The organism is uncultured Jatrophihabitans sp. (assembly GCF_964244045.1).
Classification (GTDB): domain Bacteria; phylum Actinomycetota; class Actinomycetes; order Mycobacteriales; family Jatrophihabitantaceae; genus Jatrophihabitans.
In genome coordinates, this window is the sequence record NZ_CAXTHK010000001.1 from 328,627 (window position 1) to 349,497 (window position 20,871).

Consider the following 20,871-nt stretch of genomic DNA (forward strand, 5'->3'; position numbering starts at 1 on the left):
TCAGCCGTGCTCTTACGTGAACGCCGAGTACACAAGACGAACGGCGCGAGCCGACCATACCTAGTGAGTTCGGCCGTGGCCCGGCGACACCACCGAACTTGGGCGGATCAACTCAAGTCGGCGGCTGCGAATCGCGAACGGTAGGTCTTATCGGCATAGCGGTGGCATTCCTCGTCTCTCCACCGGTACCGCTGGAAGTGTCATGACGATTGCGCCGGACACCGTCGTGCAGCGAGAGTGCAGATCGCGCCTACCACGAAGCAGGGGACTGTACAATCTGCCGACTTGAACCGTCGTCAATGAGCCCAGCGTTGGGCAGGCGATACCTACCCAACGGGATCTCGCTACAGACCGGGTTCGATTGATAGCGAGCGGCGTGCTGTCACATCGCTTTGTCTGGCTCTCTTGTCCGCACGGCAGCGGTGACCTAGATCACGATAACTTCTTGGAGCAACGCGGCGTCAGGGCGCGAGCCGGCCGGCCCATTGACAGCTACGGCCGCGACGTCAAATATATGTTCGACGAAACTCGGGGGATCACATGAAGCAGATTAAACGTGTCATAACGGGCGGCGCCATCGCCGCCCTTGTTACGGCATCAGCATTGGCGGCGCCCGCAACCGGCGCTTCGGCATCACCGGGCCAATCCGTCACGGATTTGGCGAGCGGCGTGACGGCCACCCAGCTTGCCCAACAGTTGACCGGGTCCGGCATCTCTATTTCGAACGCTACGTACACAGGCGATCCGCACGCGGCTGGATCGTTCTCCGGCCTCGGAGCTACGGGGATACCCGCCGGGATCGCGCTGTCGTCAGGGTCGGTCTCTAATAACGGCGACCACGTCAGCAGCATTCTCGGGCCAAACACTAGCGACGGCATATCGACCGAGTGGGACACACCCGGCGACCCAGACTTGAACGCGCTTATTGCGCCGGATACCACCAACGACGCTGCAGTCCTGCAGTTCGACTTTGTCCCGACCGCAAGTTCGGTGTCGTTCAAGTATGTGTTCGGTTCCGACGAGTACAACGAATTCATCAACAGTTTCAATGATGTGTTCGGGTTCTTCATCAACGGCGTCAACTGCGGGACAGTTGGTAACCCACCGCAGCCGGTGACAATCGACGACATCAACGGTTCTGTCAATCCCTCGCTGTACCGCAATAACGACCCCAGCGACCCTGGTCAGCCGTCAATCGATACCCAGTTGGACGGTTTGACCACAGTTTTGACCTGCGTATCCGCAGTCCAACCGAACGTGATAAACCACGTCAAGCTTGCGGTTGCCGACGCTCAAGACACAGCAGTCGATACGTCTGTCCTGCTGCAAGCCGGAAGCTTTACCACCGCTGTTGGCCCGACCGCGGGCGGGTGTGCCCCGTTCTCGGACGTAAACGGCACCAACCCGTTCTGCCCAGAAATTGCGACGACCTCTGCGCAGGGCGTTGTCCGCGGTTTCCCGGATGGATCCTTCCACCCTGGTGCGACCGTCTCCCGCCAGGCGATAGCAAGCTTCCTTTACAACCTCGCACACCGCGATGAAGCGGCCTCATGCTCGAGCGCACCATTCTCAGATGTCGCTAAGACCAATCCGTTCTGCCCCCAGATCAGCGGACTTGTCAAAGCGCACGTGCTGTCCGGGTACAGCGACGGCAGCTTTCATCCAAGTGCGGGTGTTAGCCGCCAAGCGATGGCATCGTTCTTGTACCGACTCATCAACCCCGGCAAGGCGGTGCCTTCATGCACAAAGGCCGCCTTCACCGACGTGCCAGCTTCGAACGAGTTTTGCGGCGCGATCCAATGGTTGGTCTCGAAAGGCATTGCTGACGGATATGACAACCACACCTTCCAACCGGAATCGATAGTGTCGCGGCAGGCCGCCGCAGCGTTCCTCTACCGTGCGGGGTTTGTTCACTAAGAGGGGTGGCCTTCGGGCCGGCAGGTCAGGACGGGTGCCGATCTTCGGATCGGCACCCGTCTCTTCGGAACCGAGTAAGCGAACGGCAAGCTTCTCTCGGGGCACCGCGAACGCACGCCTTCGCCGTAACCCCGCGACGCGCTCGACAGCTTGCCTTGATCGCTGATCGGCCGTGGTGATGCATGGAGTGCATCTCACCGAGCGGCCGGGTTCCAGTGGCGGTCGCACACAGCACGCGGGTGTCCCTCGCGGGCGACTGAGTCGCCGAGTGCGGTCGAGGTAGGTCTTAGCCCCTGAAGTAGGTCGCCTCGGCGGCCCAATCGGTGCCGTCCGCTTCATCAGCGAGCAGGACCACGTCCATGCTAAGAACGATCGGGCATAGCTGACTATTGCCGGCCACGGCCCACGACGCGGGTGACGTGGTCGCCGAACACCATCTGGCCGCACCCGGTGACGAGTCGATCCTGGACGCGCACTTCGGGGGGCCGCTACACGGTCGAGCGTTGTCAACGGCCAAGTCTTGGTGCCCGCTGGTGGCCAGGTAGAAGTCCCCACTCCGCGCGGTGGATCAGGTCTGTTTCGTTGTGCGGCCTCCGTTCTGGCGGGCTTGCTTCATGCGGTAGCTGTCGCCGTTGGTGATGATGGTGTGGCAGTGGTGCAGGAGTCGGTCGAGCAGGCTGACGGCGGTGGTGTGTTCCGGCAGAAACTTGCCCCAGGATTCGAAGGTCCATTGCGAGCCGATGCCGAGCGAGCGGCGTTCGTAGACGGCGGCGACGAAGCGGAAAAGCAGTTGCGTGCCGGTGTCATCCAGCGGGGCGAAGCCGAGCTCGTCGATGACGATTAGCTCGTTGCGGAGCAGGTTCTCGATCACCCGTCCGACCGAGTTGTCGGCCAGCGCGCGGTAGAGCGTTTCGACGAGCTCGGCCGCGGTGAAGTACCGAACCCGGTGGCCCGCCTCGACCGCGGCGACGCCGAGCGCGACCAGCATGTGGCTCTTGCCGGTGCCGGCCGGGCCGATGAGGCAGACGTTTTCGCCGGCCCAGATCCATCCATGTTGGCGAGGTAGTCGACCGTTGCTGGCGGGATCGAGGAGGCGGAGACGTCGAAGTCGGGGAGCCGTTTAGTGACGGGAGCGCCGCGGTCCGCATACGGGTGCGGGCGTTGGACTCGTCGCGGGCGGTGATTTCTGCCTTAACCAGGGTACGCGGGAACTCCTCCGGTGACCAGCGCTGCGTCTTGGCTGTCACGAGCAGCTCCGGCGCCTAGCGGCGCATCGCGGCCATTTTCAACCGGCGCAGCCCGTCGTTGAGATCGGCTGCGAGCGGCGGCGGCGCGGTGCTCACTGCTCAGCATCGCGTATCGCGTAGTCCGACAGCGGCCTGGTCGGGACGGTCGGCAGGGTCATGACAAGCGCCTGCCCGGTGGCTCGGGGAGCCGGTGCGGCGCCGCCAGCGGCGAGGATGGAGCGGACGTCGCCGGCGCGCCAGCGTTGGAACTCGACCGCCCGGGCCAGGGCTGCGAGCAGCGCCGTCGGGCCGTGGGCGTCGTGCAGGATCAGGATCTGCTCGAGCTCGGTGGCCAGCTTGCTGACGCCAGCGGCGGCGGCGCCGATCAAGTACTGCTCGGCGACCTCACCGAGGGCCAGGAACCGTTTCTCCGTCGCGGTCTTGGCCCGCGGCGCCCGGGTCGGCTTGTCCGGCCGGCTGCTGCCGTAACTCTCGTTGAGGATGCTGACCTCCCCGGCTCGACGACGCGATGGTCGGCCGCCACTTCACCGGAGAGCCGGTCAAACACGTGCACCCGTTCGGCGTTTTCAACCCGGACGATGACGACCTGGACGCTCGCGCCGACCAGGCGGGTCGGGACCGAGTATCGGGCCGAGCCGAACCGCACGGCAGGACAGCATATCGACCTTGCAGCTGGCCGGCCGCAGCCCGATGCCGCCCGGGCGCAGCGACGGCAACTCGCCCAGCAGAGCGCGTTCCTCGACCAGGCGGTCGGCCGGGACCGCGCAGATCTCCGAATGCACCGCGATTTTGACCTGCCGCACCAGCGCGCAGCTTCGAAGTTCGCGGCGGCGACGTCGTTGGCCGTGACGCCGGTCGGGATCATCAGGTCGTACTTGGCGTAACCGACCAGGTTCTCCACGATCCCCTTTTGACTCCGGGTCGTGGGCGTGACAGAAGTCGGGACGGAACCGGTAATGCGTGGCGAAGCGGACATAGTCCGGCGTCGGCACCACCAGATTGGCCACGACGCCACCTTTCAGGCAGCCCATCCGGTCGGCCAGCACGATCTCCGGAACCCCGCCCAGGGCCTCGAAGCACTGGGCCAGCATGCCCAGCGTCGCCTCGGCCCGTTCGTTGTCAGCGACGCGGACGAACCGCCTGCGACCACACGCCAGCACCGCGCAGAACACGTGCAGCCCGTTCTCGACGCCCCAATCGATGACCAGCGTGTCCCCGGGAGTCCAAACAGCCGGTCGGCGGCCGCGGCGATTCCCCCGACGCCACAACGCTTTCTGGCTCGCCACCAGCCGGCGGAAGTTCCGCGCCGACCCGCCATACCCCGCAGTACCGGCCTCCGGCAACAGCCGCTTGGCGCTGATTCTGCCCTCGGTCTTGCGCACCCGCTCGGCGACCAGGTCCTCGACGCCGTCGTAGTTGCGGCTCCGCTGCTTGCGCTCAGGCGCCGGCGTCGCCGCAGACTCGAGCAGGTTGTGACGGACCAAGATCCGCTTCACCGTCTTGTGGGTCGTGCCGCACATCTCGGCAGCGCCCCGCATGGTGCCGACCTCACGGTAGGCAGCCAATACATCCATCTCTCCCCAAGCGTTCTTCAATTGAGGTCCCCTGCGCGGTGTGGTGTTCGGTTGGCACCAGCACCGTCACCGCGCAGGGCCCCTCAGCCCAGGCAGGACACGCGAGGAGTGGGGACTTTCAACTGGCCACCAATGGGGGCCGCCAGTTGGCCACCAGTGGGGACTTTTTCATGGCCACGGACAAGCGTCGGGGTCGCGACGAGCGGTGCGACCCAGACTTTGCGGGACAGGCGTTCTGCGCTGGGAGCGGTGGCGATGGCGAAGGCGTAGGTTGCCGGTGCTACAGCGGCCGTCAACACCCGTCTGGGGCAGGAGCTAGTCGAACTGAACGCGCTGTACGCGCCTACGGGCAACGACGCGTTCCTCAACGCACTGGGCCGCGTGGTCGACACCGACCGGTCGCGCGCCGCAGACGTCCACTCCATCCTGGGTGCCGGGACGGCACACCCCCCGACCCAGCCAACCCGGCGGACGCTGGTGCTTGAGCTTCGAACGTGCCAACCAGACCCGTTGCCGACTAGGCCCTCGCTCGCTTGGGCGCCGGAGAGTCGTCGTGAACGCGAAGGCCTCGGTAGTGGCGCGGTATCCCGTCGACGGGCTCCGCCGGCCCAGAGGCAGCCACGTTCTTGGGCGATCAAGACCCGCGACGAGCTGGACCTGACCCGCGTCCTTGATCAACTAGTCGAGACCCTATACCGCGGGCCGGTAGGCAATAGCAACGGGATGTGATCGGGAGTCTGCCCCGCAACCAGTTGATCATCGTTGATGAGGTCGGCTTCGCGGCCGCCGCACGACACCGGGACGCAACTTCTGTTCCGCGTCATCGCTGCTGCCTACGAACGACGATCACTCGGCATCGCCAGCCAATGGCCCTTCGAATCCTGGGCCGAACGCGGTCTTGAACCAGCCGGACGGGCCGGCAGTCCGCGAAGCCAACCGACTGGTTCCGACCGCAGCGAAACCAGCACTAGCAACTTACCTGTGCGGGGCTCCGCCCAGGTCCGCGGCACATGAAACGACGACGGGCGCCGATCCGAAGATCGACGCCCGCCGCTGCGATTACTGAACGACCTGTGGAGTCGTTACGAGCGAACCGAACCTCAGGCGGGGAAAACCCCGGCCTTGGTGTCGGCGTTGAACACGATCTGAGCAACAGCCTGACGGGAAGCGATACCAGCCGGGTGGAAGCCGCCATCCGTGAAGCCCTTAGCAAAGCCCTGCTGAACCAAGAACTGGATGTCACCGCAGAATGGGTTCGACGTGGTCACATCGTTGAAGCCAGTCGGCGAGGTGCAAACCGCGTCGGCGCCAGTTCCAGTCCGGACCTGACCAGTTACAACGAAGTTGTAATAACGGAAGATCATTGCGGCAATCGCCTGACGGCTGATCGAAGCACCGGGCTTGAACGTCCCGTCAGAGTAACCATTGATGATGTTGTTGCTCTCCAGGAACTGGATTGACTGGCAGAACTGGGAGTTGGTCTCCACGTCCTTGAACGCCGACGGGCTGATCGTGTCACATGCTCCGTCAGTCCTATTCGTGGCCCCGGCGCCGGTCTGAAGAATCCCCGTGTACAGGAAGTGGGCGAAAGCCTGGCGGCTGACCGGAGCAGCCGGGCGGAACGTTCCGTCCGCAAAGCCGCCGATGATACCCACGTTGCCGAGACGGTAGATGGCCTGGGAGAACTGTCCGAGAGCAGGGACATCCGAGAACAACACCGCGATGCTGAAGGTGGCGGTGGCAGTACCCGTCCCATTTGCCTCGGTAATCGTGATTGTGGGCGGCGTGCGGTCAGGCTGGAACGCGGTCGTCGTGTCACGGAAAACGAATCCTGTGATCGCGTTGAAGGTCAGACCGTCGTTCAGGATGTAGCACTCGGCCGTGCCTGCGCCGACCTGGCCAGGCGGGCAGGTAGTGGCACCGACTGTGCCGTTCGGGTTCGGGGCCACGGGCGGCGTTGCGTTCGGGTCGCCTGCAGTGACTGCAGCGCTGTTCGTGACCGTGACAGTTCCGAGCGGAAGACCCGGGTTAATCACCTGGGTGTTGTACGCCTTGTAGATCGTCGCGTTCGGCGGCGCTGTAGCAACGGTCGGCGCCTTCGCGCCAGCGAGCGCTGTGGTAACCGTGTTGCTGCTCACCTGGGTGAAGTTGCCGTTGGTAGCCGTGTTGCGGAACGTGGCCGTCTCAGTCAGGTTCCCAACGGAAGTCGAACCACCAGTCGTCGTCACGACCTCCTGGTAGCTGAACGTCGACGGATTGTCGAGGTTCGTTGGGACCGTCGAGTTGGTGGTCGCAGTAAAGACGCAAGTGCCGCCAGCCTGTGTTGGCGTCGCAGTAGCGAGCGTCGGACTCGTCCCTGGCGTCGTGTTAGCCGGAGTCTGGCCCTGCACAGGCTGCACGCTGGCGCCCGAAGTGAAGCTGATGTTGCCGCACAGCACGCCGGCGGGAACGCCGCCAACGCTGATCGACAGCGTGCCGGTTGCGGCTGGTGACGAGGTGTTCGACGCAGTGATGACGAGCGGCTGAGCGCCTGGGTTGGCGCCACCGTTATAGACCTGCGTCGGCGCGGTGAGGCTCAACGTGGGGAGCGTCGCGGCGCTGGCCGACGAAGCCAGGGCCACGCTACCGGCGGCAACTGCGGCAGCAACGCCGACGGTTGCGACCGCCCGCTTGCGCCACAGAGCGCCCCCGCTCGTGGATTCTTTCTCAGTCATGCTTTTCCTTTCCCCGAGCCAGGGGCCGGGCGAACAAGAGGTGCGAGCCGGGTACCTCCCCGCTGCTGCCAGGACTCTACGGTATGCATGGGTCAGATGTGAACTCGCATCCGCCGAAAATCGGGCAAGATCGACTACCAATCGATCGACATTGAGGAACCGCCCGGAAACACGGGCCTCCGTGCCTCCCGAAACCGCTTTCTGTGACCTTTTCGAAACGAAGTAACACGCTGGCGCGCGCTTCGAAACCGGACGAATCGGACGCGTCCAACGGGCCGATCAGCCCGCCTGCACCGACAGCTCTACGCCGCGTTTCGTCAATTCCTGACGCCCGCCGTCCTCAGCAGTAAGCACCCACGGCCCGTCCTCGAGCAGGGCGACGGTGTGTTCCCAGTGGGCGGCCCACGAGCCGTCGGTGGTGACGACGGTCCAGCCGTCGTCGAGTTCCTCGGTGGCGCGGGTTCCCAGCGTCACCATCGGCTCGATGGCCAGCGCCATGCCGGGGGTCAGCCGCGGGCCCTTGCCGGCCTTGCCGTAGTTGAGGATGTGCGGGGCCATGTGCATCTCGCTGCCGATGCCGTGGCCGCCGTAGCCGGCGACGATTCCGTAGCGACCCGCAGATCGGATCGACGATTCCACCGCGTGGGAGATATCAGTGAGCCGGCCGCCGTCGCGGACGGCTGCGATTCCGTCCCACATCGAGGCTTCGCACACCCGCGAGAGCTCCGCGACCTCGGGGGCGACCTCGCCGATCGGCACCGAGATGGCGGAGTCGCCGTGCCAGCCCTCGATGATGGCGCCGAAGTCGATGGAGATCAGGTCGCCGTCGGATAGCTTCTCGCTGGCTGACGGGATGCCATGAACGACACGTTCGTTCACGGAGGCGCAGATGACAGCCGGGAACCCGTGATAGTTCAGGAACGATGGGGTGGCCCCGGCCTCACGCAGCACGTCACGGGCCACGGCGTCGAGATCCAGGGTCGAGACACCCGGCGCCGCCGCCGCACGCATCTGCGCCAGCGCACGGGCCACGACCAGACCCGCCTCGCGCATCAGCGCGATCTGCTCCTCGGTCTTGAGCTGGATGCGCTCCGGAACGCCGCGCATGGTCAGTCCGCGAAGGGGGTGAGTTCGGCGATGGCCCGCTCGGTGACGTCCTCTACCGCACCCAGGGCGTCGATCGAGACGAGCTGGCCCACGTTGCGATAAAAATCGATCAGCGGTGCAGTCTGGGCGGCGTACACGTCAAGGCGGTGCCGGACCGTGTCCGGGAGGTCGTCGTCGCGCTGGTACAGCTCGCCGCCGCACCGGTCACAGATGCCGGCCGCCGAGGGGGCGTCGTACTCGAGGTGCCACACGTGACCGCACTTCTTACAGGTGCGCCGGCCCGAGAGCCGCTTCACGACCTCCTCGAAGTCCACCTCGAGGTCGAGCACCACCGACAGCGGCGCGCCCAGCTCGTCCAGGATGCCCTGCAACTCATTGGCCTGACCGACGTTGCGCGGGAACCCGTCAAGCAGGAACCCGTCAACCGCATCGGGCTGCGCCAACCTGTCACGCACCATGGCGTTCGTTACCTCGTCGGGCACGAGGTCACCGGCATCCATGTACTTCTTGGCCAGGCGGCCGAGATCGGTACCGCCTGACACGTTGGCACGGAAGATGTCACCGGTGGAGATCTTGGGAATGCCGAAGTGCTCGGCGATGAACTCAGCCTGCGTTCCCTTGCCGGCTCCCGGCGGGCCCACGAGCACCAGCCTCAACGGAGGAAGCCCTCGTAATTGCGCTGCATGAGCTGGCTCTCGATCTGCTTCACGGTGTCGAGACCCACGCCCACCATGATCAGCACGGCGGTACCACCGAACGGGAAGTTCTGGTTGTTGCCGCTCGTCAGGCTGAAGAAGAAGTTCGGCAGCACGGCCACGATGCCCAGGTAGATCGAACCGGGCAGGGTGATGCGCGACAGTACGAACTGCAGGTACTCAGCCGTCGGGCGACCGGGCCGGATGCCAGGGATGAAGCCGCCGTACTTCTTCATGTCGTCGGCGCGCTCGACCGGGTCGAAGGTGATGCCGACGTAGAAGTACGCGAAGAAGATGATCAGCAGGAAGTAGATCGTCAGGTAGACCGCGGACTGCTGGTTGATCAGGTAGGAGTTGACGAAACGCTGGAACGCGCTGGTGCCGGCGTTGTTGCCGGTCAATTGACTAATCAGCTGCGGGATGTAGAGCAGCGAGGAGGCGAAGATGACCGGGATGACGCCGGCCTGGTTCACCTTCAGCGGCAGGTAGGTGGACGTGCCGCCGTACTGGCGCCTGCCGACCATGCGCTTCGCATACTGGACCGGGATCCGCCGCTGCGCCTGTTCGACGAACACCACGGCCACGATGATGGCCAGGCCCAGCAGCACGATCAGGGTGAAGACGAAGGCACCTGCGTTCTGCAGGATGACGTGGCCCTCGCTCGGGATTCGAGCCGCGATCGAGGTGAACATCAGCACGCTCATGCCGTTGCCGACGCCGCGGTCGGTGATCAGCTCGCCGAGCCACATGATGACGCTGGTGCCGGCCGTCATGCAGATGACCATCGTGGCCAGGGTGCGGATGTCCTGGTGGTACAGGATGCTCTGGCAGTCCGCCGACGAACCCTGGAACAACTGGCCCGAGCGCGCGAGCGCGACGAACCCGGTGGACTGCAGGATGGCGAGGCCGATGGTGAGGTACCGGCTGTACTGAGTCAGCTTCTGCTGGCCGCCCTGCCCTTCCTTCTTCAACTGCTCGAAGCGCGGGATCACCACGACGAGCAGCTGGATGATGATGCTGGCCGTGATGTAGGGCAGGATGCCGAGCGCGAACACGGACAGCTTGAGCAGAGCGCCGCCGCTGAAAAGGTTGATGAGCGAGTAGACGTTCTTGCTGTTCTGCGAGGCGCCGGCAAGGCAGCTGTTGATCGAGCCGATGTCGGCGTTCGGCGTCGGGATCGAAGCCCCGAGGCGATACAGCGCGATGATGGCAAGCGTGAAGAGCAGCTTCTTTCGCAGGTCGGGCGTCCGAAACGCCGATGCGAACGCGCTGAGCACGTGGCCTCCTGCTGCTGTCTGAAACGGGGGATTCTTACCGAGTGTCGTGAGCGCCGGGTGGGGCGCACCGGGCCACTCTATGCATCCGCGCACCGGGCTCGCGACACGGTCCCAGGTTGTGGCCGGGAAACCGTGCGCATCGAAAGCCCGGTGCGCGAGATGGTTCTAGAGCTGCGTGACCGATCCGCCGGCCGCCGTGATCTTCTGAGCTGCGCTGTCGGAGAAGGCGTCGGCGGTGATGTCCAGCTTTGCGGTGAGCTCGCCGTTGCCGAGCACCTTGACCGGTTCGCCCTTGCGGACGGCGCCTGCCCCCACCAGTTCAGTGACACCGACTGTGCCGCCCTGCGGGAACAGCTTGGCCAGCTGCGTCAGGTTGACGACCTGGTACGCCACCTTGTTGCGGTTGGTGAAGCCCCTGAGTTTCGGCAGCCGCATGTGCAGCGGCATCTGGCCACCCTCGAACCCGGCCGACACGTTGTTGCGCGCCTTGCTGCCCTTGGTGCCACGTCCGGCTGTCTTGCCCTTCGACGCCTCGCCGCGACCCACCCGGGTCTTCTTGGTGTGCGCGCCGGCGGCCGGCTTCAGGTGATGAACTTTGAGCGTCATGTCAGTCCACTTCCTCGACTGTCAGGAGATGGGGAATCGTGTTGACCATTCCGCGGATCTCCGGGCGGTCTTCCTGCACAACGGTGTCGTGCATGCGCTTCAACCCGAGCGAGCGCAGCGTCTCGCGCTGGTTCTTCTTGTAGCCGATCCCCGACTTCGTCTGGGTGATCTTCAGGCGGGACATGGGTCAGACCCCCTGCCCGGCACGTGCGCGGAGCAGACCGGCCGGAGCCACGTCCTCGAGCGGCAGGCCGCGACGGGCCGCCACCTCCTCCGGGCGGACGAGAGCCTTCAGGGCCGCGACCGTGGCGTGCACGATGTTGATCGGGTTGTCGGAGCCCAGCGACTTGGACAGCACGTCGTGGACGCCGGCGCACTCGAGCACAGCGCGCACCGGTCCACCGGCGATGACACCGGTACCGGGGCTGGCCGGCTTCAGCAGTACGACGCCGGCCGCCTTCTCACCCTGCACCGGGTGCGGGATGGTCGCGGCGATGAGCGGCACCTTGAAGAAGTTCTTCTTGGCCTCCTCGACGCCCTTGGCGATCGCGGCCGGAACCTCCTTCGCCTTGCCGTAGCCGACGCCGACCGTGCCGGCACCGTCGCCGACGATCACCAGCGCGGTGAAGCTGAAGCGCCGACCGCCCTTGACGACCTTGGCGACGCGGTTGATGGTGACGACGCGCTCGAGCAGCGTGCTCTTCTCGGCCTGGCCACGGCCACCGCCGCCGTCGCGACGGTCGCGACCGCCACGGTTGTCACTGCGTCCGTCGCGGCTTGCGCCGCCGCCCTGCTCGTTGCCGCCCGTGCGGGCGCCCCGCTGCGGTCCAGGCATGTCAGAACTCCAATCCTGCGGCGCGGGCTGCGTCGGCGAACGCCGCGACCCGGCCGGTGTACGTGTTGCCACCACGGTCGAAGACGACCTTGGTGACACCGGCGGCTTTGGCCGCCTCGGCGAGCTGCGTGCCCAGCGCCGCGGCCTGGGCCGTCTTGTCGCCGTCGGTGAGTTTGTACGTCGAGGCCGAGGCGAGCGTCTTGCCCTGCAGGTCATCGACGACCTGGACGAACAGATGCCGTGAGCTGCGGGTGACGACCAGGCGCGGACGCTCGGCCGAACCGGCAACCTTCTTGCGTAGCCGGAAGTGCCGCCGTGACTTAGCGACTCGACGCGCGGCCGACACACCGGCCGAACGACGAGCCTGCTTGGCGATCGTTGATGCGCCCATTACTTCTTACCTGCCTTACCGGCCTTGCGACGAATGACCTCGCCTGCGTAACGCACGCCCTTGCCCTTGTACGGGTCGGGCTTGCGCAGCTTGCGGATCTTGGCGGCGACCTCGCCGACCTGCTGCTTGTCGATGCCCGCGACCGAGAACCGGGTCGGGGCCTCGACGGTGAATGTGATGCCCTCAGGCGCCTTGATCGGCACCGGGTGCGAGAAACCGAGGGCGAACACGAGGTCCTTGCCTTCGGCCGTGACGCGGTAACCGGTGCCCACGATCTCGAGACGCTTGACGTAACCGTCGGTGACGCCGGTGACCATGTTGGCGATCAGGGTGCGGGACAGACCGTGCAGCGCCTTGGACTCGCGCTCGTCGTCGGGGCGCTGGACCTCGATGGTGCCGCTGTCGGTAGCCACGGTGATCGGCTCGGCGACGCGGTGCGACAGGGTGCCCTTCGGGCCCTTGACGGTGACCGTCTGGCCGTCGATCGAGACGTCGACGCCCGATGGCACGGTAACTGGAATCTTTCCAATTCGACTCATGTCGGCGTCCTCCTACCAGACGTAGGCGAGGACTTCCCCGCCTACTCCACGCTTGGCGGCCTGACGGTCGGTGAGCAGACCGTTCGAGCTCGAGATGATCGCAATGCCGAGGCCACCCAGCACGCGGGGCAGGCCGGTCGACTTCGCGTAGACACGCAGGCCGGGCTTGGACACGCGACGGACGCCGGCGATGCTGCGCTCGCGGTTCGGGCCGTACTTCAGCTCGAGGGTGAGCACGCGGCCGACCTGGCCCTCGGGCGCATCGGCGATCTTGAAGCCGGCGATGTAACCCTCCTGCTTCAGGATCTCGGCAATGTGGCCCTTGAGCTTGGAGTGCGGCATCACCACGGTGTCGTGGAAGGCGGTGTTGGCATTACGGACGCGCGTCAGCATGTCCGCAATCGGGTCTGTCATCGTCATATTGATCTTCTTTCTCGCGGCGGTTCCCCGCAGGGCCTGCCGTGAAGGGTGATTACCAGGAGGACTTGGTGACGCCGGGCAGCTCGCCCGCGTGCGCCATCTCGCGGAAGCAGATCCGGCACAGGCCGAACTTGCGGTACACGGCCTGCGAACGGCCGCAGCGCTGGCAGCGGGTGTAGCCGCGCACCTTGAACTTCGGCTTGCCGGCGGCCTTCATCTTCAGAGCGGTCTTAGCCATTAGCTGTTCTCCCTAAAGGGAAAGCCCAGCGCCCGGAGCAGCGCGCGACCTTCCTCGTCGCTCGCCGCAGTGGTGACGAGCGTGATGTCCATGCCACGCGGACGGTCGATCGAGTCGGGGTCGATCTCGTGGAACATCGACTGCTCGGTCAGACCGAAGGTGTAGTTGCCGTTGCCGTCGAACTGGCGGTCCGACAGCCCGCGGAAGTCACGGATACGAGGCAACGCGAGCGACAGCAGCCGGTCGAGGAACTCCCACATCCGGTCGCCGCGCAGGGTGACCTTCGCGCCGATCGGCATGCCCTCGCGCAGCTTGAACTGCGCAATGGACACGCGCGCCCGCTGGACGAGCGGCTTCTGGCCGGTGATCAGCGTGAGGTCGCGGACCGCGCCGTCCATCAACTTGGAGTCCTTGGCCGCCTGGCCGACACCCATGTTGACGACGATCTTCGTCAACCCCGGCACCTGCATCGGGTTGGCGAACGAGAACTGCTCGGTCAGCGCCGGCACGATCTCTGCGCGGTAGCGCGCCTTCAGCCGCGGCGTCGTCGCCGGGCTCTCGGTGGTCGCGCTCATGACAGGTCCTTCCCGGACCGGCGCGACACGCGGATGTTGCGGCCGGTCTCCTTGTCACGCCGGTAGCCGATGCGTGTGCCGTTGCCCTCGCCGTCGATCACCATGACGTTGCTGGCGCTGATCGGCGCCTCGATGTGCTCGATGCCGCCGGTCTTCGCGCCGCGATTGCTGGCCGAGACGGCGGTGTGCTTCGTGACCCGGTTGACGCCCTCGACGACGACCTTGTTCGTCTCAGGGTTGGCCGCGATGACCTTGCCCTTGACGCCGCGGTCCTTGCCTGCGATGACGACGACCTCGTCGCCCTTCTTCACCTTCATGTCAGAGCACCTCCGGTGCCAACGAGATGATCTTCATGAATCGCTTGTCGCGCAGCTCGCGGCCCACCGGGCCGAAGATGCGGGTGCCGCGCGGCTCGCCGTCGGCCTTGATCAGCACGGCCGCGTTCTCGTCGAAGCGGATGTAGCTGCCGTCGGGACGCCGGCGCTCCTTGACGGTGCGCACGATGACGGCCTTGACGACGTCACCCTTCTTTACTCCGGCGGCGGGCAGCGCGTCCTTGACGGTGGCGACGATGACGTCGCCGATCCCGGCATAGCGACGCCCGGAGCCGCCCATCACCCGGATGCACAAGATTTCCTTTGCCCCGGTGTTGTCGGCGACTCGAAGTCGCGACTCCTGCTGAATCACTGCTTACTCCTGAACGTGGTGGCCTGTGCCGAGATCCGGCGTGGTTCCTGATTGAGCTGAGGTGGTGCTACTTCGCCTGCTCGAGGACCTCGACCACGCGCCAGCGCTTGGTCGCGGACAGCGGACGGGTTTCCATGATGAGGACGCGGTCGCCCACGCCCACCTCGTTGGACTCGTCGTGCACCTTGAGCTTGGTGGTGCGGCGGATGACCTTGCCGTACAGCGGGTGCTTGACGCGGTCCTCGACCTCGACCACGACGGTCTTGGACATCTTGTCGCTGACGACCAGGCCCTCGCGCACCTTGCGGTGCGAGGTGCGGTCCTCGGTCGTCTCGGTTGCCTCGGTCATGCCTTCACACTCTCGTTTGCAGCTTTGCCGTCCGCACCGGAATCAGCGCTGACGCCGGTGGCGACGTTCTCGGGAGCGACGGACAGACCGAGCTCACGCTCGTGCAGGATCGTGTAGATCCGCGCGATGTCGTGCTTCACGGTGCGCAGTCGCCGGTTGTTGTCGAGCTGCCCGGTAGCCATCTGGAAGCGCAGGTTGAACAGCTCTTCCTTCGACTCGCGCAGGCGGGTCTCGAGCTCGTCGTCGTGCAGCTCTCGCAGCTCAGCGGTGTTGGTGGTCATCAGAAATCACTCGCTTCCCGCGTGACGATGCGGCATTTCATCGGCAGCTTGTGGATGGCGCGTGTCAGCGCCTCGCGAGCGATCTTCTCGTTCGGGAACGAGAGCTCGAACAGGACGCGACCGGGCTTGACGTTGGCGATCCACCACTCCGGCGAACCCTTACCGGAACCCATGCGGGTCTCGGCCGGCTTCTTGGTGAGCGGACGGTCCGGGTAGATGTTGATCCACACCTTGCCGCCACGGCGGATGTGCCGGTTGATCGCGATACGCGCCGACTCGATCTGCCGGTTCGTGACGTAGGCCGGCTCAAGGGCCTGGACGCCGTACTCACCGAAGGACACCTGCGTGCCGCCGGAGGCCATGCCCCGACGGGTCGGGTGGTGCTGCTTGCGGTGCTTGACTCTGCGTGGGATGAGCACGAGATCAGCTCTTCTCGGTGGGGGCGGTAGCCCCTGATGTGTCGGTGGAATCGGTGGCGACGGTCTCGGTGGTGCTCGAGGGCGCGTCCTCGGCGATCTCGGCGTCGGCCTCGGTGGCCGTGGTGATCGGCGACTCCTGCGTGCCCGCGGCGGCAGCCGCAGATCCGGCATCAGCGGCAGCAGCCGCAGATCCAGCATCGACGGCCTCGGTGACCGGCTGGGCCTCGGTGACAGCGGCCTCCGTGACCGGCACGTCCGTGGCCGAAGCCTCGGTGGCCGGAGCCTCGGCGGTCTCCGTGACCGGACCCTGGCCCGACGCGGCGCGCCCGGCATCGGTGCTGACGCCGGTGGTGCCCTGCGAGCCGGAACGGCGCGGACGCGAGCCGGCGGCCGGCCGGTCGCGACGCTCACGCAGCGCCTCGGCGGCGGCCGCGGCCTCGCGCTCGGCGCGCGAACCGGTGGGCACCTCGCCCTTGTACAGCCAGACCTTCACGCCGATGCGGCCGAACGTCGTCTTGGCCTCGTAGAAGCCGTAGTCGATGTTCGCGCGCAGCGTGTGCAGCGGGACGCGTCCCTCGCGGTAGAACTCCGAGCGCGACATCTCGGCGCCACCGAGGCGGCCGGCGCACTGCACCCGGATCCCCTTGACGCCAGGGCTGCGCAGCGCGGACTGCATGCTCTTGCGCATCGCGCGGCGGAAGCTGACGCGGTTGGACAGCTGCTCGGCGACGCCCTGGGCAACCAGCTGAGCGTCACCCTCCGGGTTCTTGACCTCAAGGATGTTGAGCTGGACCTGCTTGCCGGTGAGCTTCTCGAGCTCGCCGCGGATGCGGTCGGCCTCGGCGCCACGGCGGCCGATGACAATCCCCGGACGGGCGGTGTGGATGTCGACCCGCACGCGATCGCGGGTGCGCTCGATCTCGACCTTGGCGATGCCGGCGCGCTCCATGCCCTTGGACATCAGGCGACGGATGGCGACGTCTTCCTTCACGTACGCGGCGTATTCCTTGTCCGCGAACCAGCGGCTCTTCCAGTCGGTGCTGATGCCGAGACGGAAGCCGTTCGGGTTTACCTTCTGACCCATTAGTTAGCCCTCCGGCCCGTGCTTCGAGTGTTACCCGTGCTACGCGAGTCGATGCTCTCGACCTCGATGGTGATGTGACTGGTGCGCTTGCGGATGCGGTACGCGCGTCCCTGGGCCCGGGGCCGGAAGCGCTTCATCGTCGGGCCCTCGTCCACGTAGGCACGAGAGACGACGAGCGTCTGCGGGTCGAGCTGGAAGTTGTGCTCGGCGTTGGCGATGGCACTGGCCAGCACCTTGCCCACCGGCTCGCTGGCTGCCTGCGGCGCGAACTTCAGCACCGACAGCGCCTCCTGCGCGGGCAGGTCGCGGATCAGGGCGATCACGCGACGCGCCTTCATCGGTGAGACACGAACGTGCGACGCCTTCGCGAACGCCGTCCGTACTTCGACTGGATTTGTCATGTTTCAGTCTCCTGCGACTCAGCCGCGCCGCGCGCGGCGGTCGTCGCGGATATGACCCTTGAACGTCCGCGTCGGCGCGAACTCGCCCAGCTTGTGACCGACCATGCCCTCGGTGACGAACACCGGGACGTGCTTGCGGCCGTCGTGCACGGCGATCGTGTGCCCGAGCATGTCGGGGATGATCGTCGAGCGACGCGACCAGGTCTTGATCACGTTCTTGCTGTTCTTGTCGTTGGCCGCGTCCACCTTCTTGAGCAGGTGGTCGTCGACGAACGGGCCCTTCTTCAGACTGCGTGGCATCAGATTCCTCAGCGCTTCTTGTTCGTACGGCGGCGGCGGACGATCAGGTCGTCGCTCGGCTTGCTGCGACGGGTGCGTCCCTCGGGCTTGCCGTTGGGGTTCACCGGGTGACGGCCACCGGACGTCTTGCCCTCACCACCACCGTGCGGGTGGTCGACCGGGTTCATGGCGACACCGCGGACGGTCGGGCGCTTGCCCTTCCAACGCATGCGGCCGGCCTTGCCCCAGTTGATGTTGCTCTGCTCGGCGTTGCCGACCTCGCCGACGGTGGCACGGCAGCGCACGTCGACGTTGCGGATCTCACCGGAGGGCATGCGCAACTGGGCGTAGGGGCCGTCCTTGGCGACGAGCTGCACGCTCGTGCCGGCCGAACGGGCGATCTTCGCGCCGCCGCCGGGCCGCAGCTCGATGGCGTGGATGACCGTACCCACAGGGATGTTGCGCATCGGCAGCGAATTGCCCGGCTTGATGTCGGCGCTCGGGCCGTTCTCGATCGGGTCGCCCTGCTTGAGCAGCCGCGGCGCGAGGATGTAGCGCTTCTCGCCGTCGGCGTAGTGCAGCAGCGCGATGCGCGCGGTGCGGTTCGGGTCGTACTCGATGTGCGCGACCTTGGCCGGGACGCCGTCCTTGTCGTGGCGACGGAAGTCGATCACCCGGTAGGCGCGCTTGTGGCCGCCGCCCTGGTGCCGGGTCGTGATCTTGCCGGAGTTGTTGCGCCCGCCCTTGTTGTGCAGGGGGCGGACCAGCGACTTCTCCGGGTGGTCACGGGTGACCTCGGCGAAGTCCGCGACCGAGGAGCCACGACGGCCCGGGGTCGTCGGCTTGTATTTACGAATAGCCATGATCAGCCAATCTGTCCGAACACGTCGATGCGGTCGCCGGCGCGCAGGGTGACGATGGCGCGCTTGACGCTCTTGCGCTGGCCGAAGCCACCGCGGGTGCGCTTGCGCTTACCCTGCCGGTTGAGGGTGTTCACGTCGGTCACCTTGACCGCGAAGACCTTCTCGATCGCAATCTTGATCTGCGTCTTGTTGGCCTGCGGGTGGACCTCGAAGGTGTACTTGTTCTCATCCAACAGGCCGTAGCTCTTCTCCGAGATGACCGGGGCCAGCAGGACGTCACGAGGGTCGTCGAACATCAGACGGTCTCCTTCGCGGTAGCGGAAGCAGCGGTGTCTGCCTCGAGTTCGAGGGAGGACGCAGCACCCTTGGCGGACTTGCCCTTCACGGGACCGGCAAGGAACGCGTCGAGCGCGCCGCGGGTGAAGACCACGTCGTCGCTGATGAGCACGTCGTAGGTGTTGAGCTGGCCCGGCTCGATGAGGTGCACCGAGGCGATGTTGCGCAGGCTGGGCCAGGTGACACCGTCGGTGCGCTCGGCTACGACGAGAACGTGCCGCTTGCCGCTGACCTTGGCCAACGTCGCCGCGGCGTCCTTCGTCGAAGGCGCGTCGCCGGTGACGAGCGAGGACACCACGTAGACGCAGCCGTTGCGGGCGCGATCGGACAATGCTCCGCGCAGCGCGCCGGCCTTCATCTTCTTCGGCGTGCGCTGCTCGTAGTTGCGAGGCTGCGGGCCGTGGACGACGCCACCGCCGACGAACTGCGGCGCACGGGTCGAACCCTGGCGCGCGCGGCCGGTGCCCTTCTGGCGGTACGGCTTCTTTCCACCACCACGGACATCGGCGCGCGTCTTCGTCGCGTGCGTGCCCTGGCGGGCCGCGGCGAGCTGCGCCACGACCACCTGGTGGATCAGCGGGATGTTGACCGGGACGTCGAAGATCTCGGCCGGCAGCTCGACAGTGTCGGTGCCTTCCGTCGCGTCACCGGGGGTTTGCACGGTCAGGGTGAGGTTGGACGTGGTGGCGGTGGTCATCACAGCCCCTTGTCGATCGGAGCGACGTCGCCGGACTTGCCGGCCGAACGCACGAACACCAGGCCACCGGTAGGACCGGGGATGGCGCCCTTGATGAGCAGCAGTCCCCGCTCGGCGTCGACCTTGTGGATCGTCAGGCCGGTGATGGTCGCCTTGACGTGGCCCATCCGGCCGGCCATGCGCATGCCCTTGAACACGCGGCCGGGCGTAGCGCAAGCACCGATCGAGCCGGGCTTGCGGTGGTTGCGGTGCGCACCGTGCGAGGACGAGACGCCGTGGAAGCCGTGGCGCTTCATGACACCGGCGGTGCCCTTGCCCTTGGTGGTGCCGCTCACGTCGACCCGAGCGCCGTCGGTGAACAGGTCGGCAGTGATTTCGGCGCCCACCGTGTAGTCGGCGATCGCGTCGGTGCGCAGCTCGACCAGGTGGCGGCGCGGCGTCACGTCGGCGGCCTTGAAGTGCCCGGCAACCGGTTTGGTGACCTTGCGCGGGTCGATCTGCCCATAGGCGAGCTGGACGGCGGTGTAGCCGTCCTTCTCTTGCGTCCGGATCTGGGTGACGACGCACGGCCCGGCCTTCACGACGGTCACCGGAACGATCCGGTTGTTCTCGTCGAAGACCTGGGTCATGCCGAGCTTCTCGCCCAGAATCCCCTGCTTCACGTTTGCCATGTCTCTTCCCGCGTTACTGAATGTTGACGTCGACGCTCGCCGGCAGGTCGATGCGCATGAGCGCGTCAACCGTCTTGGGCGTCGGGTCGAGGATGTCGATGAGTCGCTTGTGGGTGCGCATCTCGAAGTGCTCGCGGCTGTCCTTGTACTTGTGCGGCGAGCGGATGACGCAGTAGATGTTCTTCTCGGTCGGCAGCGGCACCGGACCGACGACGCGTGCGCCCGTCCGGGTCACGGTCTCGACGATCTTGCGCGCGCTGGCGTCGATGGCCTCGTGGTCGTAGGCCTTGAGCCGGATGCGGATCTTCTGTCCCGCCATTGGTGACTACCTTCGCTGTTCTCGGTGCTGCTCAGGTTCGAGCCCGCTCACCACTGGTGGATGAAGGGCGCCTGCTGGGGCGGAGCGTGTCCGCCCCAGCAGGATGGATCAGGTGTGTATTGCTACTCGACGATCTTGGTGACGCGGCCGGCACCGACGGTGCGGCCACCCTCGCGGATCGCGAAGCGCAGGCCGTCCTCCATGGCGATCGGCTGGATCAGCTCGACCGACATCTCGGTGTTGTCGCCCGGCATGACCATCTCGGTGCCCTCGGGGAGGGTGACGACGCCGGTCACGTCCGTGGTGCGGAAGTAGAACTGCGGGCGGTAGTTGTTGAAGAACGGCGTGTG

General features: G+C 66.0%; 25 protein-coding genes and 5 pseudogenes. 2 read left to right on the plus strand and 28 right to left on the minus strand.

Annotated features, from left to right (window positions below):
* Positions 1–540 precede the first annotated feature (540 nt).
* Positions 541–1,917: a choice-of-anchor L domain-containing protein gene (locus ACFFC4_RS01625; protein WP_375497100.1), complete on the plus strand. Its 1,377-nt coding sequence runs from the start codon at positions 541–543 to the stop codon at positions 1,915–1,917.
* A 568-nt stretch (positions 1,918–2,485) separates the two neighbouring features.
* On the opposite strand, the pseudogene istB reads toward ACFFC4_RS01625, so the two are convergent.
* Both istB and istA read right to left on the minus strand, forming a co-directional pair.
* Positions 2,486–3,260, minus strand: a pseudogene (gene istB, locus ACFFC4_RS01630) (IS21-like element helper ATPase IstB).
* Positions 3,257–4,759: pseudogene (istA, locus tag ACFFC4_RS01635) on the minus strand (IS21 family transposase). The pseudogenes istB and istA overlap by 4 nt, the downstream one beginning before the upstream one ends.
* A 657-nt stretch (positions 4,760–5,416) precedes the next feature.
* On the opposite strand from istA, the pseudogene ACFFC4_RS01640 reads away from it, so the two are divergent.
* Positions 5,417–5,623: pseudogene (locus tag ACFFC4_RS01640) on the plus strand (ATP-binding protein); the annotation flags it as partial.
* Positions 5,624–5,838: 215 nt separating this feature from the next.
* On the opposite strand, the gene ACFFC4_RS01645 reads toward ACFFC4_RS01640, so the two are convergent.
* The 26 genes and pseudogenes from ACFFC4_RS01645 to ACFFC4_RS01770 all read right to left on the minus strand — a co-directional run.
* Positions 5,839–7,452: an S-layer homology domain-containing protein gene (locus ACFFC4_RS01645; protein WP_375497102.1), complete on the minus strand. Its 1,614-nt coding sequence runs from the start codon at positions 7,450–7,452 to the stop codon at positions 5,839–5,841.
* A gap of 279 nt (positions 7,453–7,731) precedes the next feature.
* Positions 7,732–8,559: a type I methionyl aminopeptidase gene (map, locus tag ACFFC4_RS01650; protein ID WP_375497104.1), complete on the minus strand. Its 828-nt coding sequence runs from the start codon at positions 8,557–8,559 to the stop codon at positions 7,732–7,734.
* A gap of 2 nt (positions 8,560–8,561) precedes the next feature.
* Positions 8,562–9,215 (minus strand): adenylate kinase, encoded by a 654-nt coding sequence (locus tag ACFFC4_RS01655; protein ID WP_375497106.1) that lies wholly within the window; start codon positions 9,213–9,215, stop codon positions 8,562–8,564.
* A complete protein-coding gene (secY, locus tag ACFFC4_RS01660; RefSeq protein WP_375497108.1) occupies positions 9,212–10,531 on the minus strand; it encodes a preprotein translocase subunit SecY in 1,320 nt (439 codons plus the stop codon). Before secY ends, ACFFC4_RS01655 begins: the two co-directional genes overlap by 4 nt.
* 165 nt (positions 10,532–10,696) lie before the next feature.
* Positions 10,697–11,137 (minus strand): 50S ribosomal protein L15, encoded by a 441-nt coding sequence (gene rplO / locus ACFFC4_RS01665; protein WP_375497110.1) that lies wholly within the window; start codon positions 11,135–11,137, stop codon positions 10,697–10,699.
* A 1-nt stretch (position 11,138) separates the two neighbouring features.
* The gene (gene rpmD / locus ACFFC4_RS01670; RefSeq protein ID WP_375497112.1) at positions 11,139–11,321 is read right to left on the minus strand and encodes a 50S ribosomal protein L30; all 183 of its coding nucleotides are present in this window, start codon (positions 11,319–11,321) and stop codon (positions 11,139–11,141) included.
* Positions 11,322–11,324: 3 nt separating this feature from the next.
* Positions 11,325–11,972 carry a 30S ribosomal protein S5 gene (gene rpsE / locus ACFFC4_RS01675; protein WP_375497114.1) on the minus strand — a complete coding sequence of 216 codons (648 nt, stop codon included), beginning with the start codon at positions 11,970–11,972 and terminating at the stop codon, positions 11,325–11,327.
* Position 11,973: 1 nt separating this feature from the next.
* Positions 11,974–12,363 (minus strand): 50S ribosomal protein L18, encoded by a 390-nt coding sequence (gene rplR, locus ACFFC4_RS01680; protein ID WP_375497116.1) that lies wholly within the window; start codon positions 12,361–12,363, stop codon positions 11,974–11,976.
* Complete coding sequence (rplF, locus tag ACFFC4_RS01685) at positions 12,363–12,902, minus strand: 50S ribosomal protein L6 (protein WP_375497118.1); 540 nt, start codon at positions 12,900–12,902, stop codon at positions 12,363–12,365. The genes rplR and rplF overlap by 1 nt, the downstream gene beginning before the upstream one ends.
* 12 nt (positions 12,903–12,914) lie before the next feature.
* Positions 12,915–13,322 carry a 30S ribosomal protein S8 gene (gene rpsH, locus ACFFC4_RS01690; protein ID WP_375497120.1) on the minus strand — a complete coding sequence of 136 codons (408 nt, stop codon included), beginning with the start codon at positions 13,320–13,322 and terminating at the stop codon, positions 12,915–12,917.
* 52 nt (positions 13,323–13,374) lie between these two features.
* Entirely contained in the window at positions 13,375–13,560 is a 186-nt protein-coding gene (locus ACFFC4_RS01695; protein WP_375497122.1) for a type Z 30S ribosomal protein S14, read from the minus strand.
* Positions 13,560–14,135 carry a 50S ribosomal protein L5 gene (rplE, locus tag ACFFC4_RS01700; protein ID WP_375497124.1) on the minus strand — a complete coding sequence of 192 codons (576 nt, stop codon included), beginning with the start codon at positions 14,133–14,135 and terminating at the stop codon, positions 13,560–13,562. Before rplE ends, ACFFC4_RS01695 begins: the two co-directional genes overlap by 1 nt.
* Positions 14,132–14,452 carry a 50S ribosomal protein L24 gene (gene rplX / locus ACFFC4_RS01705; RefSeq protein WP_375497126.1) on the minus strand — a complete coding sequence of 107 codons (321 nt, stop codon included), beginning with the start codon at positions 14,450–14,452 and terminating at the stop codon, positions 14,132–14,134. Before rplX ends, rplE begins: the two co-directional genes overlap by 4 nt.
* Position 14,453: 1 nt before the next feature.
* Positions 14,454–14,822, minus strand: coding sequence for a 50S ribosomal protein L14 (gene rplN / locus ACFFC4_RS01710; protein WP_375497128.1), 369 nt, complete (start codon positions 14,820–14,822; stop codon positions 14,454–14,456).
* A gap of 67 nt (positions 14,823–14,889) precedes the next feature.
* The gene (gene rpsQ / locus ACFFC4_RS01715) at positions 14,890–15,171 is read right to left on the minus strand and encodes a 30S ribosomal protein S17 (RefSeq protein WP_375497130.1); all 282 of its coding nucleotides are present in this window, start codon (positions 15,169–15,171) and stop codon (positions 14,890–14,892) included.
* Positions 15,168–15,452, minus strand: a complete 285-nt coding sequence (gene rpmC / locus ACFFC4_RS01720; RefSeq protein WP_375497132.1) for a 50S ribosomal protein L29 — start codon at positions 15,450–15,452, stop codon at positions 15,168–15,170. Before rpmC ends, rpsQ begins: the two co-directional genes overlap by 4 nt.
* Complete coding sequence (gene rplP, locus ACFFC4_RS01725) at positions 15,452–15,871, minus strand: 50S ribosomal protein L16 (protein WP_375497134.1); 420 nt, start codon at positions 15,869–15,871, stop codon at positions 15,452–15,454. The genes rpmC and rplP overlap by 1 nt, the downstream gene beginning before the upstream one ends.
* Positions 15,872–16,088: 217 nt before the next feature.
* A pseudogene (gene rpsC / locus ACFFC4_RS01730) lies at positions 16,089–16,955 on the minus strand (30S ribosomal protein S3); the annotation flags it as partial.
* Complete coding sequence (gene rplV, locus ACFFC4_RS01735; RefSeq protein ID WP_375497136.1) at positions 16,955–17,356, minus strand: 50S ribosomal protein L22; 402 nt, start codon at positions 17,354–17,356, stop codon at positions 16,955–16,957. The pseudogene rpsC and the gene rplV, both read right to left, overlap by 1 nt.
* Before the next feature lie 18 nt (positions 17,357–17,374).
* Positions 17,375–17,656: a 30S ribosomal protein S19 gene (gene rpsS / locus ACFFC4_RS01740; protein ID WP_375497138.1), complete on the minus strand. Its 282-nt coding sequence runs from the start codon at positions 17,654–17,656 to the stop codon at positions 17,375–17,377.
* A gap of 8 nt (positions 17,657–17,664) precedes the next feature.
* Positions 17,665–18,498, minus strand: a complete 834-nt coding sequence (rplB, locus tag ACFFC4_RS01745) for a 50S ribosomal protein L2 (RefSeq protein WP_375497140.1) — start codon at positions 18,496–18,498, stop codon at positions 17,665–17,667.
* Between the two features lie 2 nt (positions 18,499–18,500).
* Positions 18,501–18,794 (minus strand): 50S ribosomal protein L23, encoded by a 294-nt coding sequence (gene rplW, locus ACFFC4_RS01750; RefSeq protein ID WP_375497142.1) that lies wholly within the window; start codon positions 18,792–18,794, stop codon positions 18,501–18,503.
* Positions 18,794–19,531, minus strand: a complete 738-nt coding sequence (gene rplD, locus ACFFC4_RS01755; RefSeq protein ID WP_375497144.1) for a 50S ribosomal protein L4 — start codon at positions 19,529–19,531, stop codon at positions 18,794–18,796. Before rplD ends, rplW begins: the two co-directional genes overlap by 1 nt.
* Positions 19,531–20,202: a 50S ribosomal protein L3 gene (gene rplC, locus ACFFC4_RS01760; RefSeq protein ID WP_375497146.1), complete on the minus strand. Its 672-nt coding sequence runs from the start codon at positions 20,200–20,202 to the stop codon at positions 19,531–19,533. The genes rplD and rplC overlap by 1 nt, the downstream gene beginning before the upstream one ends.
* Positions 20,203–20,215: 13 nt before the next feature.
* Positions 20,216–20,521 (minus strand): 30S ribosomal protein S10, encoded by a 306-nt coding sequence (gene rpsJ / locus ACFFC4_RS01765; RefSeq protein WP_040804197.1) that lies wholly within the window; start codon positions 20,519–20,521, stop codon positions 20,216–20,218.
* Between the two features lie 122 nt (positions 20,522–20,643).
* Positions 20,644–20,871: pseudogene (locus ACFFC4_RS01770) on the minus strand (elongation factor Tu); the annotation flags it as partial.